Origin of the sequence: Stenotrophomonas sp. NPDC077420, assembly GCF_044543385.1 — a bacterium.
Classification (GTDB): Bacteria; Pseudomonadota; Gammaproteobacteria; order Xanthomonadales; family Xanthomonadaceae; genus Stenotrophomonas.
This window is the reverse complement of sequence record NZ_JBITVZ010000002.1, coordinates 201,606-215,529: the sequence shown is the minus strand read 5'-3', so window position 1 is coordinate 215,529 and position 13,924 is coordinate 201,606. Positions and strand designations below refer to the sequence as shown.

13 protein-coding genes are annotated in these 13,924 nt (G+C 67.3%); 10 read left to right on the top strand and 3 right to left on the bottom strand.

Annotated features, from left to right (window positions below; all coding sequences use genetic code 11):
• The first annotated feature begins 235 nt into the window (after nucleotides 1-235).
• The 10 genes from ACIGII_RS02990 (at nucleotide 236) to ACIGII_RS02945 (ending at nucleotide 10,734) form a co-directional block, all read left to right on the top strand.
• Nucleotides 236-1,246, top strand: a complete 1,011-nt coding sequence (locus ACIGII_RS02990) for an N-acetylornithine carbamoyltransferase (protein WP_399635021.1) — start codon at nucleotides 236-238, stop codon at nucleotides 1,244-1,246.
• 105 nt (nucleotides 1,247-1,351) lie between these two features.
• Nucleotides 1,352-2,545, top strand: a complete 1,194-nt coding sequence (locus ACIGII_RS02985) for an argininosuccinate synthase (RefSeq protein WP_399635018.1) — start codon at nucleotides 1,352-1,354, stop codon at nucleotides 2,543-2,545.
• A 9-nt stretch (nucleotides 2,546-2,554) separates the two neighbouring features.
• On the top strand, nucleotides 2,555-3,643 hold the full coding sequence (locus ACIGII_RS02980; protein ID WP_399635016.1) for an acetylornithine deacetylase: 1,089 nt from the start codon (nucleotides 2,555-2,557) through the stop codon (nucleotides 3,641-3,643).
• Between the two features lie 72 nt (nucleotides 3,644-3,715).
• The gene (locus ACIGII_RS02975) at nucleotides 3,716-5,044 is read left to right on the top strand and encodes an acetylglutamate kinase (protein WP_399635013.1); all 1,329 of its coding nucleotides are present in this window, start codon (nucleotides 3,716-3,718) and stop codon (nucleotides 5,042-5,044) included.
• A gap of 4 nt (nucleotides 5,045-5,048) precedes the next feature.
• Complete coding sequence (locus ACIGII_RS02970) at nucleotides 5,049-5,648, top strand: GNAT family N-acetyltransferase (RefSeq protein WP_399635012.1); 600 nt, start codon at nucleotides 5,049-5,051, stop codon at nucleotides 5,646-5,648.
• Entirely contained in the window at nucleotides 5,645-6,601 is a 957-nt protein-coding gene (gene argC, locus ACIGII_RS02965) for an N-acetyl-gamma-glutamyl-phosphate reductase (protein ID WP_399635009.1), read from the top strand. The genes ACIGII_RS02970 and argC overlap by 4 nt, the downstream gene beginning before the upstream one ends.
• A gap of 12 nt (nucleotides 6,602-6,613) precedes the next feature.
• Nucleotides 6,614-7,909, top strand: a complete 1,296-nt coding sequence (gene argH / locus ACIGII_RS02960) for an argininosuccinate lyase (protein WP_399635006.1) — start codon at nucleotides 6,614-6,616, stop codon at nucleotides 7,907-7,909.
• 59 nt (nucleotides 7,910-7,968) lie between these two features.
• Nucleotides 7,969-8,229: a YciI family protein gene (locus ACIGII_RS02955; RefSeq protein WP_399635005.1), complete on the top strand. Its 261-nt coding sequence runs from the start codon at nucleotides 7,969-7,971 to the stop codon at nucleotides 8,227-8,229.
• A 13-nt stretch (nucleotides 8,230-8,242) separates the two neighbouring features.
• Nucleotides 8,243-9,394, top strand: a complete 1,152-nt coding sequence (proB, locus tag ACIGII_RS02950) for a glutamate 5-kinase (RefSeq protein WP_399635002.1) — start codon at nucleotides 8,243-8,245, stop codon at nucleotides 9,392-9,394.
• A gap of 95 nt (nucleotides 9,395-9,489) precedes the next feature.
• Nucleotides 9,490-10,734 (top strand): glutamate-5-semialdehyde dehydrogenase, encoded by a 1,245-nt coding sequence (locus ACIGII_RS02945; protein WP_399634999.1) that lies wholly within the window; start codon nucleotides 9,490-9,492, stop codon nucleotides 10,732-10,734.
• 35 nt (nucleotides 10,735-10,769) lie between these two features.
• On the opposite strand, the gene ACIGII_RS02940 is transcribed toward ACIGII_RS02945, so the two are convergent.
• From ACIGII_RS02940 to pgaC, 3 genes are all read right to left on the bottom strand, one after another.
• Nucleotides 10,770-12,062 carry an OmpA family protein gene (locus tag ACIGII_RS02940; RefSeq protein ID WP_399634998.1) on the bottom strand — a complete coding sequence of 431 codons (1,293 nt, stop codon included), beginning with the start codon at nucleotides 12,060-12,062 and terminating at the stop codon, nucleotides 10,770-10,772.
• A gap of 137 nt (nucleotides 12,063-12,199) precedes the next feature.
• The gene (gene pgaD, locus ACIGII_RS02935) at nucleotides 12,200-12,673 is read right to left on the bottom strand and encodes a poly-beta-1,6-N-acetyl-D-glucosamine biosynthesis protein PgaD (protein ID WP_399634997.1); all 474 of its coding nucleotides are present in this window, start codon (nucleotides 12,671-12,673) and stop codon (nucleotides 12,200-12,202) included.
• Nucleotides 12,670-13,917, bottom strand: coding sequence for a poly-beta-1,6-N-acetyl-D-glucosamine synthase (pgaC, locus tag ACIGII_RS02930; RefSeq protein ID WP_399634996.1), 1,248 nt, complete (start codon nucleotides 13,915-13,917; stop codon nucleotides 12,670-12,672). Before pgaC ends, pgaD begins: the two co-directional genes overlap by 4 nt.
• Nucleotides 13,918-13,924: the final 7 nt, after the last annotated feature.

Sequence of the window (13,924 nt, the reverse complement as noted above, 5' to 3'; positions counted from 1 at the left end):
GAAACTCACCGACTTCCAGCACGACACCAGCGCCGCCCGTATGGCTACGGGCATGACGTCGCGTGCCCGCCGACCGGAACCCCACATTTTCGCTGGGTAACCGGAGCTTCGTGCTGTCTGTTCGGAAAACCCAGCCTCCCGGCTGGGTTTTTTCGTTTCTACGTTCTGAAAAGTTTCATCTGTACGTTTTTTCCGTGTCCCTTTCCTCTCACCGCCCGCCTCGAAGGATCACCCGATGTCCGTGAAGCACTTCCTGAACACCCAGGACTGGAGCCGCCCCGAACTTGACGCCCTGCTGACCCAGGCGGCGTTGTTCAAGCGCAACAAGCTGGGCGATCAGCTCAAGGGCAAGTCGATTGCCCTGGTGTTCTTCAATCCGTCCATGCGCACCCGCACCAGCTTCGAGCTGGGCGCGTTCCAGCTGGGCGCGCATGCGGTGGTGCTGCAGCCCGGCAAGGACGCGTGGCCGATCGAGTTCAACCTGGGCACGGTGATGGACGGCGACACCGAAGAGCACATCGCCGAAGTGGCCAAGGTCCTGGGCCGCTACTGCGACATCATCGCCGTGCGCGCTTTCCCGAAGTTCGTGGACTGGGCCTACGACCGCCAGGACATCGTGCTCAACAGCTTCGCGAAGTATTCGCCGGTGCCGGTGATCAACATGGAAACCATCACCCATCCGTGCCAGGAACTGGCCCACGTGATGGCGCTGCAGGAACACTTCGGCACCCAGGACCTGCGCGGCAAGAAGTACGTGCTGACCTGGACCTACCACCCCAAGCCGCTGAATACCGCCGTGGCCAACTCGGCGCTGACCATCGCCACCCGCATGGGCATGGACGTGACCCTGCTGTGCCCGACCGTCGATTACATCCTCGACGACCGCTACATGGGCTGGGCCGAACAGAACGTGGCCGAGAACGGCGGTTCGCTGAAGATCAGCCATGACATCGCCAGCGCCTACAGCGGCGCCGACGTGGTCTACGCCAAGAGCTGGGGCGCGCTGCCGTTCTTCGGCAACTGGGAGCCGGAAAAGCCGATCCGCGACCAGTACAAGCACTTCATCGTCGACGAAGAAAAGATGGCCATGACCAACAACGGCGTGTTCAGCCACTGCCTGCCGCTGCGCCGCAACGTCAAGGCCACCGACGCGGTGATGGATTCGCCGCAGTGCATCGCCATCAACGAAGCGGAAAACCGCCTGCACGTGCAGAAGGCCATCATGGCGGCCGTCGCCGGCCGCTGACCCCGCCGTCGCCGTCCTGCATCGCATCGCTCCCGGTAGCGCCGGCCGTTGGCCGGCCCACGCACCCCCTGATTTCCCATTGACCCCACATTCGGACCACACCCCATGACCAACAAAGACATCGTCCTGGCTTTCTCCGGCGGACTCGACACCAGCTTCTGCGTGCCCTACCTGCAGGAGCGCGGCTACAACGTGCACACCGTGTTCGCCGACACCGGCGGCGTGGATGACGAAGAGCGCGATTTCATCGAAAAGCGCGCCGCCGAACTGGGCGTGACCAGCCACGTCACCGTGAACGGCGGCCCGGCCATCTGGGCCGGTTTCGTCAAGCCGTTCGTGTGGGCCGGCGAAGGCTACCAGGGCCAGTACCCGCTGCTGGTGTCCGACCGTTACCTGATCGTCGATGCCGCGCTCAAGCGCGCCGCCGAACTGGGCACCAACATCATTGCCCACGGCTGCACCGGCATGGGCAACGACCAGGTCCGCTTCGACCTGGCCGTGAAGGCGCTGGGCGACTACCAGATCGTCGCGCCGATCCGCGAGATCCAGAAGGAACACACCCAGACCCGCGCCTACGAGCAGAAGTACCTGGAAGAGCGCGGCTTCGGCGTGCGCGCCAAGCAGCAGGCCTACACCATCAACGAGAACCTGCTGGGCCTGACCATGTCCGGTGGCGAGATCGACCGCTGGGAAGCCCCGGGCGAGGGCGCCCGCGGCTGGTGCGCACCGCGCAGCGAGTGGCCGGAAGCGGCGTTGAACGTCACGCTCAAGTTCGTCGAAGGCGAAGCGGTTGAACTGAACGGCAAGGCGCTGCCGGGCGAGCAGATCCTGGCCCAGCTCAACAAGCTGTTCGCACCGTACGGCGTGGGCCGTGGCGTGTACACCGGCGACACCGTGATCGGCCTGAAGGGCCGCATCGTGTTCGAAGCGCCGGGCCTGGTCTCGCTGCTGATCGCGCACCGCGCGCTGGAAGATGCCGTGCTGACCAAGCAGCAGAACCGCTTCAAGCCGGACGTGGCACGCAAGTGGGTGGAGCTGGTGTACGAAGGCTTCTACCACGACCCGCTGAAGACCGACATCGAGGCGTTCCTGAAGTCCTCCCAGGCCAAGGTCAACGGCGAAGTGGTGCTGGAAACCCGTGGCGGCCGTGTGGACGCGGTGGCGGTGAAGTCGCCGCACCTGCTCAACACCAAGGGCGCCACCTACGCGCAGTCGGCTGATTGGGGCGTGGAGGAGGCCGAAGGCTTCATCAAGCTGTTCGGCATGAGCAGCACCCTGTACGCGCAAGTAAACCGCTGAGGCCCGGGCATGTTGGAACAGACGCTCCATCACCTGCAGGCGCTGGTGTCATTCGACACCCGCAATCCGCCGCGTGCGATCACCACTGGCGGCATCTTCGATTACCTGCGCGCGCACCTGCCCGGGTTCAACGTGGAGGTGATCGACCATGGCGACGGCGCGGTCAGCCTGTATGCGGTGCGCGGTACGCCGCGCTATCTGTTCAACGTGCACCTGGACACCGTGCCCGACTCGCCGCACTGGAGCGCCGACCCGCACGTCATGCGGCGGACCGATGACCGGGTGATCGGGCTCGGCGTGTGCGACATCAAGGGCGCGGCCGCCGCCCTGGTGGCCGCGGCCAATGCCAGCGACGGCGACGCCGCGTTCCTGTTTTCCAGCGACGAGGAAGCCAACGATCCGCGTTGCATCGCGGCCTTCCTGGCCCGTGGCATTCCCTATGACGCGGTGCTGGTGGCCGAACCGACCATGAGCGAAGCGGTGCTCGCGCACCGTGGCATCAGCTCGGTGCTGATGAACTTCGCCGGCCGCGCCGGGCATGCCTCCGGCAAGCAGGACGCGGCCGCCAGCGCATTGCACCAGGCCATGCGCTGGGGCAATCGCGCGCTGGACCACGTCGAATCGCTGGCGCATGCCCGCTTCGGTGGCCTCACCGGCCTGCGCTTCAACATTGGTCGGGTCGAAGGCGGCATCAAGGCCAACATGATCGCCCCGGCGGCGGAGCTGCGCTTTGGCTTCCGCCCGCTGCCGTCGATGGACATCGACGCGCTGCTGGCCACCTTCGCCGGCTTCGCCGAACCGGAAGCGGCAGTGTTCACCGAAACCTTCCGCGGCCCCAGCCTGCCGGCCGGCGACATCGCCGAAGCGGAGAACCGCCGCCTGGCCGCGCGTGACGTGGCCGACGCGCTGGACCTGCCGATCGGCAATGCGGTGGACTTCTGGACCGAAGCCTCGCTGTTCTCGGCCGGCGGCTACACCACCCTGGTGTACGGCCCGGGCGACATCGCCCAGGCCCACACCGCCGACGAGTTCGTGACGCTGGCGCAGCTGCAGCGTTACACCGACGCCGTGCACCGCATCATCAGCGCCGGCGCCTGACCCTTGAACATGCCGTCCGGTGCTGCCGGGCGGACCTGCAACGCGGCGACCGCCGCCTGTGACGAAACCGAAATGTCTCCTGCCCTCCAGCCCCACCGCCAGACCCGCCAGACCATCGTGCGCCTGCTTTCCAGCATGGCCAGCGCGAAGGAGATCAGCCAGTACCTCAAGCGCTTCTCGCAGGTGGATGCCAAGCGCTTCGCCGTGGTCAAGGTCGGCGGCGCCGTGCTGCGCGATGACCTCGACGCGCTGACCTCCTCGCTGTCGTTCCTGCAGGAAGTCGGGCTGACCCCGATCGTGCTGCACGGTGCGGGCCCGCAGCTGGATGCCGAACTGTCGGCGGCGGGCATCGTAAAGCAGACCGTCAACGGCCTGCGGGTGACCTCGCCGGAAGGCCTGGCGATCGTGCGCCAGGTATTCCAGGCCTCCAACCTGCAGCTGGTAGAAGCGCTGCAGCAGAACGGTGCGCGCGCCACCTCGATCACCGGTGGCGTGTTCGAAGCCGAATACCTGGACCAGGCCACCTATGGCCTGGTCGGCGAGGTGAAGAAGGTCAACCTGGCGCCGATCGAAGCCAGCCTGCGTGCCGGTTCCATTCCGGTGATCACCAGCCTGGGCGAAACCCGCTGCGGGCAGATCCTCAACGTCAACGCCGATTTCGCCGCCAACGAACTGGTGCAGGAGCTGCAGCCGTACAAGATCATCTTCCTCACCGGTACCGGCGGCCTGCTGGACGAAGAGGGCAAGGTGATCGACTCGATCAACCTGTCCACCGAGTACGACCAGCTGATGCAGCAGCCGTGGATCCACGGCGGCATGCGGGTCAAGATCGAACAGATCAAGGACCTGCTGGACCGGCTGCCGCTGGAGTCGTCGGTGTCCATCACCCGACCCGCCGACCTGGCCAAGGAACTGTTCACCCACAAGGGCTCGGGCACGCTGGTGCGCAAGGGCGAAAAGGTGCTGCGCGCCACGGCCTGGAGCGAACTGGACCTGCCGCGCCTGAAGGGGCTGATCGAATCCAGTTTCGGCCGCACCCTGGTGCCGGACTACTTCGACAAGACCCGCCTGCTGCGCGCCTATGTCAGTGAGAACTACCGCGCCGCGGTGATCCTCACCGACGAGGCCGAAGGCGTATACCTGGACAAGTTCGCGGTGCTGGACGACGCGCAGGGCGAAGGCCTGGGCCGCGCGGTCTGGAACGTGATGCTGGATGAAACCCCGCAGCTGTTCTGGCGGTCGCGCCACGGCAACCCGATCAACCACTTCTACTATGCCGAATCCGATGGCTGCTACAAGCAGGACCAGTGGAAGGTGTTCTGGTTCGGTGCCGACGGCTTCGAGCGCATCCGCACCTACGTCGACCATTGCGCCGCGCGTACCCCGAGCCTGGAGGGATGACCCGGTGAACCACGCCGACTGGACCCGCGTCCCCACCCTCGACGGCCGGCACGCCCGGCTCGAGCCGCTGCAGATGGGGCATATCGACGGCCTGCGCGGCGCGCTGGGCGATGGTTCGCTGTCGCAGCTCACCTATACCTGCGTGCCCGACGCCAAGGGCATGACCGCCTACGTGCAGGCGGCGCTGAAGGCACAGGCCGAGGGCAGGGCGCTGTTGTTCGCGGTGCTGGACGCCGACGGCCAGGTGGTGGGCACCACTCGCTATTACGATCTTGAAGAAGACGTTCCCCGGCTGAGCATCGGCCATACCTGGTATGCACCCAGCGCGCAGCGCACCGGGGTCAACACCGAGACCAAGCTGATGCTGCTGCGCCACGCCTTCGAACGGTTGCAGTGCATCAGCGTGGTGCTGGAAACCAGTACCCTCAACACGGCCTCGCGCGCGGCGATCGCGCGACTCGGCGCCCACCAGGATGGCGTGCTGCGCAACCACAAGCGGCACCCGGACGGAAGCGCGCGCGACACCGTCATTTTTTCCATCACCGACGCGGAGTGGCCTGCCGTCAAGCGCCACCTGCAGGACCGCCTGGACGCACACGCATGAGCACTCCCAAGACCTATACCGTTGGCATCGTCGGGGCCCGCGGCCATACCGGCGCCGAGCTGATCCAGCTGATCGCCGCGCACCCGCAGCTGGCGCTGGGCTTCGTGTCCTCGCGCGAGCTGGCCGGGCAGCGCGTGGCCGATACCTATCCCGAGGTTGCCGGCGAGCTGGCGTTTGAAAACCTCGATGCCGACGCGGTGGCCGCCAAGGGTGTGGATGCGGTGATCCTGGCGCTGCCCAACGACCTGTCCGCCCCGTTCGTGGCCGCGCTGGACGCGGCCCGCCCGGACACGGTGATCGTGGACCTGTCGGCCGACCATCGCTTCGAAGGCAGCTGGTACTACGGCCTGCCCGAACTGACCCGGGGCAACTACACCGGCCAGAAGCACATCAGCAACCCGGGCTGCTACGCCACCGCCATGCAGCTGGCGATCAGTCCGCTGCTGGACCAGCTGGCCGGCCCGCCGCAGTGTTTCGGCGTGTCCGGTTATTCCGGTGCCGGCACCACGCCTTCGGACAAGAACAACCCCGAGCTGCTGCGCGACAACCTGATGCCGTACGCGCTCGCCAACCACGTGCACGAGCGCGAAGTGACCGCGCACCTGCGCGTGCCGGTGGAGTTCATGCCGCACGTGGCGCCGCATTTCCGGGGCATCACCATGACCGTGAACCTGTGGCTGCAGCAGCCGGTGGCCCGCGAGCAGATCGTGGACACCTACCGCCGCTTCTATGCCGGCGAGCCGCTGATCGAGATCCTCGACGAAGCGCCGTGGGTGAGCCGCATCGCCGGCCGCCACGGCGTGCAGATCGGCGGGTTCACCGTCGCCCCGGGCGGCAAGCGCGTGGTGGTCGTGGCCACCCTGGACAACCTGCTCAAGGGCGCGGCCACCCAGGCCATGCAGAACCTCAACCTGGCCCTGGGCCTGGACGAACTGACCTCGATTCCGCATTGATTGGAGCACCACATGGCAGACCTTCTTTGGCAGAAACCCGGCGTGGCCGTGGATGCGAAGATCCAGACCTTCCTTGCCGGCGATGACGTGATCCTGGATCGCGAGTTCTTCCTCTACGACGTGCAGGCCAGCAAGGCGCACGCGCAGGGCCTGGAGAACATCGGCATCCTCACCGCCACCGAGCGCAGCGACCTGCAGCGCGAGCTGGACGTGCTGGCCGACGATTTCCGCAGCGGCGCGTTCGTGCTCGATGAGCGCTTCGAGGATTGCCACTCGGCGATCGAAGCGCGCCTGACCGAACGCCTGGGCGATGCCGGCCGCAAGATCCACACCGGCCGCAGCCGCAACGACCAGATCCTGGTCGCCACCCGGCTGTGGCTGAAGGACAAGCTGCGGCAGGTGTCCGCGCTGAGCCGCGAAGTGGCCAAGGTCGCCCTGGATCGCGCCGAAGCCGAGAAGGACCTGCCGGTACCGGGCTACACCCATATCCAGCGCGCCGTGGTGTCCTCGGCGGGCATGTGGTGGGCCGGCTGGGCCGAAGCCTTCATCGACAATGCGGTGCGCGCGCAGGACACCTTCGCGCTGGTCGATGCCAATCCGCTGGGCACGGCCGCTGGCTACGGCGTCAACCTGCCGCTGGACCGCGCCCACACCACCCAGGCGCTGGGCTTTGCGCGCATGCAGATCTCGCCGATCTACGCGCAGCTCTCGCGTGGCAAGTTCGAGCTGGCCGCACTGGAAGCGCTCGGCGGTGCCACCCTGGACCTGCGCCGCCTGGCGTGGGACCTGTCGCTGTTCACCAGCGGTGAGTACGGCTTCGTCGCGCTGCCGGCGCAGTACACCACCGGCAGCTCGATCATGCCCAACAAGCGCAACCCGGACGTGATCGAACTGATGCGCGCCACCCACGCCAGCGTGGCTGCGGCGCGTACCGAGATCGAGCAGCTGCTGTCGCTGCCGTCCGGTTACCACCGCGACCTGCAGGGCAGCAAGGGCGCCATCTTCCACGGCTTCGGTCGTGGCCTGGCCGCGCTGGAACTGCTGCCGGCGCTGCTGGCCAACCTGGAATGGCGCGAAGACAAGCTGCGCGTTGCCATCGATTCGGGCATGTACGCCACCGACGTGGCCGTGGAAGCGGCCGTGGCCGGCGTCCCGTTCCGTGAGGCCTACAAGGCGGCCGCGGCGGCATCCGACACTGCCGGGCAGGGGCGTACTCCCGAAGGCAGCCTGGCCGCGCGCGTCTCGCCCGGCGCGGCTGCGGACCTGCGGCTGGACGAGCTGCGCGCCCGCTGGGCCGCACTGGCGTAACGCAGAACGGCGGCCACTGGCCGCCGTTGCTGTATTGGCATGTATCAACGGAGTTCCGCATGAAGATCTGCTACCTCGTACTCGTTACCCGCACGCCCGAGTTCTGCGATGAAGCGGGTGCCAAACACGCACGTTTCCTGGATGAGGTGCGCGTCCGCGACCAGCTGCTCATCACCGGCGGCTTCACCGACAGGACCGGCGGCGCCTACGTGCTGCACAACGTGGCCGACCGCGCCGCCGCCCAGGCGATCGTCGATGCCGATCCGCTGATCACCCTCGGTAGCGCCACCGCCACCGTCCACGAATGGTCCACCCGCTGAGGCAGCCCCTGCGATGAGCGCCATGCCCGTGCAGTCCCCGTTCCCCGAACAGCCGGTGCCCGGCTGGAAGCGCGCCGTGCTCAAGGTCGGCAGCAGCCTGCTGGCGGCCGATGGCGGTGGGCTGTCGCCCCGGCATGCGCTGGGCCTGGCGCAGTTCGTTTCCGCCAACGTACTGGCGGGGCGTGAAGTGGTCATCGTGTCCTCCGGCGCGGTGGCGGCGGGGCGGGCGATCGTGCCGCGCGCGATTGAAGCCGGTGCGGCCATGGCCGCGCGCCAGGCGCTGGCCGCGCTGGGCCAGGCACAGCTGATCGGCCTGTGGCAGCGCTTCTTCGAGCGCCCGGTGGCGCAGGTGCTGCTGACCCATGATGACCTGCGTAACCGCCGCCGCTACCTCAATGCCCGCGCCACGCTCAACGAGCTGCTGCGGCTGGGTGCGCTGCCGGTGGTGAACGAAAACGACACGGTCTCGGTGGACGAGCTCAAGCTCGGCGACAACGACAACCTGGCCGCCACCGTGGCCGCGTTGATCGACGCCGATATCCTGTTCATCGCCACCGACATCGACGGCCTGTACAGCGCCGACCCACGACGCGACCCGCAGGCGAAGCCGATCCATGACGTGCCGGAACTGAGCCTGGAGGTGTTGGCCATGGCCGGTGGCGCCGGCAGCGGGGCGGGCACCGGCGGCATGCACACCAAGCTGGAAGCGGCCGCCAAGGCCGGAAGGGTGGGTATCGACACCTGCCTGTTCAACGGTCGCGACGGCGACGTGGTGCGTGCGCTGGCGCAGGGCCGGCTGTTCGGCACCCGCATCCATGCCGGGCAGAGCCGCGAGGCCGCGCGCAAGTACTGGCTGCGTCATGCGCCGCTGGACGGTGGCGCGATCGTAGTCGATGAAGGTGCGGCCGCCGCGCTGCGCGACAAGGGCGCTTCGCTGCTGCCGGGCGGGGTGACCGCGGCCGAGGGTGATTTCCGTCGTGGCGACATGGTGCAGGTGCGGCTGCGCACTGCCAGTGGCGAGGTGACCCTGGCGCGGGGCGTGAGCCAGTATTCGGCCAGTGACATCCGCCGCGTGGCCGGGCGGCATTCGCGCGACATCGAAAGCGTGTTGGGCTACAACTACGGGGGCAATGTGATCCATCGGGACGATCTGGTGCTGGTCTGAACGGGCGTCGGGCGGTGTACGCCCGCCAGATATCACGTCGGCCCCGAAGCATCCTTGAAACGCGCCGCAACACACCCTTCGAGATGAGAGATCCCATGGACATCCGTGACCAAGCCCTCCAATGCCGCGACGCCGCGCAGATACTGGCGCAGCTTTCGTCCGAGGCCAGGACGGCGCTGCTGGATGCCATGGCAGACGCGATGGACAGCGACGCGGCCACCATCCTCGCCGCCAATGCGCGGGACCTCGCCGCCGCCGAAGCCAAGGGTATCGGCAGCGCGATGCTCGACCGCCTGGCACTGGATCCCGCGCGCCTGGCCAACATCAGCGCGGCGCTGCGCGAGGTGGCCGCGTTGCCCGATCCGGTCGGCAGCATCACCCGCGACGACGTGCGCCCCAATGGCATCCGGGTGCAGAAGGTGCGGGTGCCGCTGGGCGTGATCGCGATGATCTACGAAGCGCGTCCGAACGTGACCGCCGATGCCGCCGCGCTGTGCATCAAGGCCGGCAACGGGGTGATCCTGCGCGGCGGCTCCGAGGCCATCCATTCCAATACCGCCATCGCCGCGTCGCTCAAGCGCGCCCTGCGCGATGCCGGCGTGCCCGATGCCGGGCTCACCCTGGTCGAAGACCTGCGCCGCGACACCATGCTGGCCCTGCTGCAGCTCAGCGACCTCATCGACCTGGCCATTCCGCGCGGCGGCGAAGGGCTGATCCGCTTCGTTGCCGAACACGCCCGCGTGCCGGTGATCAAACACTACAAGGGCGTGTGCCACCTGTACGTGGATCGTGCCGCCAACCTGGACACCGCCACCGCGCTGCTGGTGGACGGCAAGTGCAGCCGACCGTCGGCCTGCAATTCGCTGGAGACGCTGCTGGTCCACGCCGACGTGGCCGCCACCTTCCTGCCGATGGCCGCCGCCGCCCTGCGCGAACGCGGCGTCGAACTGCGTGCCGATGACCGCGCGCGCCAGTGGCTGGCCGACGCGGTGCCCGCCAGCGACGACGACTACGCCGCCGAGTACCTGGACCTGATCCTGGCCGTGCGCGTGGTCGACGATCTGGAACAGGCGCTGGCCCACATCCAGCATTACAGCTCGGACCATACCGAAGTGATCGTCAGCGACGATCCGGCCGCCGCCAAACGCTTCGTGCAGGCGCTGCGCTCGGCGGTGGTGATGGTCAATGCCTCGTCGCGCTTCTCCGACGGTGGCGAACTGGGGCTCGGCGCGGAGATCGGCATTTCCACCACCCGCCTGCACGCGTACGGCCCGATGGGGCTGGAGGCCCTGACCGTGGAGCGGTTCGTGGTGCGGGGCGACGGGCAGGTGCGGCAGTAACCTGCCGCACCCACCTGGCATGACCGCACACGCCCTCAATACGCGGTGTAGGCAATCCGCCGGTTCTGGGCGCGTCCCGCCTCGGTGCTGTTGTCGGCGATGGGCTGGTCCGCGCCCACGCCGCGCGCCACCAGTTGGCTGGCCGGTACGCCTTTCTTCACCAGCGCGGCCGACACCGCCTGCGCGCGCTGCTCGCTGAGCGTCTGGTTGAGCGAGGCGTTGCCGGTGTTGTCGGTGTGGCCGGTGATTTCCACCTTCATGCTGGCCGGCGCACCCAGGATCGCGGTGGCCGCCTTGTCGATGGTCGACAGGCTGCTGGCGGTGAGCTGGGCCGAGTTGTTGTCGAAGGTGAGCGAGGTGTCATTCAACGCCTTGGCCAGCTCGGTGGCGCCGTAGCCGGGTTTGAGGCTGTCCAGTGCGGCGATGCCCTTGTCGTACAGGCCGTCGATCTGTACGTTGCCCAGGCGCGACTGGAACAGTTGGCTCAGCTCGGCGCGCTGGTCCATGGGCAAAGCCGAGGTATCCAGCGTCAAGGCGTCACCGTTGAAGTCGAACTTCAGCCCATCGGCCTTCAGTGACGGCGCCGCGAGCATCGCCTTGAGCGAATCCAGCCACGCGGTCGCGGGCAGACCGGGGTTCACCCCGATGTCGGCGGTGACGTTCTTCTGCCCGAAGGCACCCGCCGCCGCACCCAGCAGGCTGGCCTTTTCGGCCACCGTTGCCACCGTGCCCTTGAGGTCGACCTTGCCGCCGGCGTTCTTGAACGACAACGTGGGCCGCGTGGCGGTGGCCGCCAGATTGCCGGTCGGTGCGGCCACCGGCGGTGCCTTGGCCAGGTGCCGCGATTGCCAGCCGCAGTACGCCAGGGCCAGCAGGGCCAGCAGCGGCAGCAGCCAGCGCCAGACCCGGAACGGCTTCTTCCTTGAACGCGCGCCGCCGCTCATCAGGCCGGCCAGCCCCGCCGGCAGGGTGGTGGGCATGGCGCCGCCGGAGGTGATCGTGCGGAACAGCATCGGCAGCACGGTGGCCAGCAGGGGGGCGATCATCTTCGAACCGACCCCGGATTTTTCCCCCAGCTCCTGCAGGTCCTGGTTGCCCAGCGCGCTGCGGATCTGGTTGGGGTCGATGCTGCGCATGTTCGGTGAGCCGGACAACCAGCTCTTGGCGATATCGCCCAGCCCGGCATGCTCGAACTTGTTGACCATGCCGGAGATGCCGCCCGGCTGCTTGAAGATGTAGTTGGCGACGACCCCGATGAACGTGCGTGAATTCGAGCCAAGGCCGGTCGCACGGGCGACTTCATCGACCAGAGTTTCGATAGACGACATGATGTATCCCCTCACATTGGATGTGCGGGATGTCTCCGTGGCGGAGCGTACGCCCGGTCGGGGTCAGTGATGTGAAGCGTTCTTCACGCTGCACGGTGGCGGGCCATGCGTGTCCCACGCCAACCATCCAGCAGCGATCACCCCAACCGCTGCTCCGTCAATCCCACCGGCCGCGCCAGATCGTCCATGTGCAGGGTCACCGCCTTGCCCGCCGACAACTGCGCCGCCAATGCCGGGGTCGCCCCCAGGTTGTGCGCGATTTCTTCCAGCGACACGTCCACGCGCGGGGTGCGCCGTTCCTTGCCGGCAAAGCGCATGCGGTTGTACTCGGCCCAGGCGATCAGCAGCACCGAACAGCACACCAGCATCACCGGCAGCGCGATGACGATGAACGGGTCCACGCTCTGCTTGTACTCGTACAGCTGCAGCCACGCCAGCTGCCCACCCAGCAGCCAGGAAATGGCCGTGATCAACGGCGCCCACAGGTAGAAATAGAAGCCCCAGAAGGCGATGGTGACAAACCCCCACGCGGTGCGCTGCAACCGGGGCTGCTGGCGCGTCTTGCGGATCAGGCGGGAGTCGTAGCGGCGGTTCGGCTTGGCGGCGTTCATCGGATACCCCGGTCAGGACTGACCCAGATCGCGCGCTTGCCGCGACGCTTCAACAGCGTCTTGGGCAGCGCCACCAGGGTCGTGAACAGGCTGATGAGCCAGTACGCCATCGGGTACCAGATCACCCAGAAGTAGTTGCGTCCAATATGCGTTTCATAACGACGGTCGATGATCAGGCTGCTGGCGAACTGCAACAGGCACACCAGGGCCAGGATCACCCCATGCCACTGCGGCAGCAGGGTGGCGATGTACAGCTCCTGCGGCAGCGGCATGAACTTGCCCAGCGCCCACAGGACGATGATGGCCAGCATGGTGTAGGCCCACAGCACGCTGAACACATACTCCAGCAGCACCCCCCACATCCGCCGCTTGCGCCAGTCGAACAACGACCGGCCATGCCGCAGCAGCACTTCCACGCCGCCCTGGGCCCAACGCAGGCGCTGCCGCCACAGCCCCTTCAGGGTTTCCGGCATGAGGATGAAACACAGCGCATTGGGTTCGTACCGGATGTCCCAATGGTCCAGCTGCAGCCGCCAGCTGATGTCGATGTCCTCGGTGATCATGTCATCGGCCCAATAGCCGATGCGGTGCAGCGCGGTGCGGCGGAAGCCGGCAATCACCCCGGAAATGGTGAAGATGCGCCCGTACACACGCTGCGCGCGCTTGATCATGCCGATGATCGAGGAAAACTCGGCCACCTGCAGGCGACCCAGCAGGGTCGAACGGTTGCGGATGCGGGGGTTGCCGGTCACCGCGCCCACGCGCGGTCCGGAGGTCAGGTGCCAGACCATCCAGTGGGTGGCATGCTCCTCCAGCATCGCATCGCCGTCGATGCACACCAGGTACTCCGAGCGCGCCGCCAGCGCGCCCATGCGCAGCGCGTTGGCCTTGCCCAGGTTGCGGTCGAGGTGCACCACGCGCAGCCGCGGGTGCTGGGCGGCCATGGCATCCAGGCGCGCACCGGTGTCGTCGCGGCTGCCATCGTTGATGGCGATCACCTCGAAGTCCGGGTAGTTCTGCGCCAGCGCCGCGCCCAGCGTGTCGGCCAGGTTGTCGGCCTCGTTGTGGCACGGGATCAGGATGGAGGCGAACGGGTAGCTGGCCATCGGCGGCGGGTCGTCGCGCAGCCGCGCCTTGCGCTCACGGCGGAAGAAGTAATACAGCCCTCCGGACATCCAGAAGAACGCCATCACCATCGGGTAGAAGAAGGCGAACTGGAACAGCAGGTAGAGGAGCGGATGCATGGCGGCC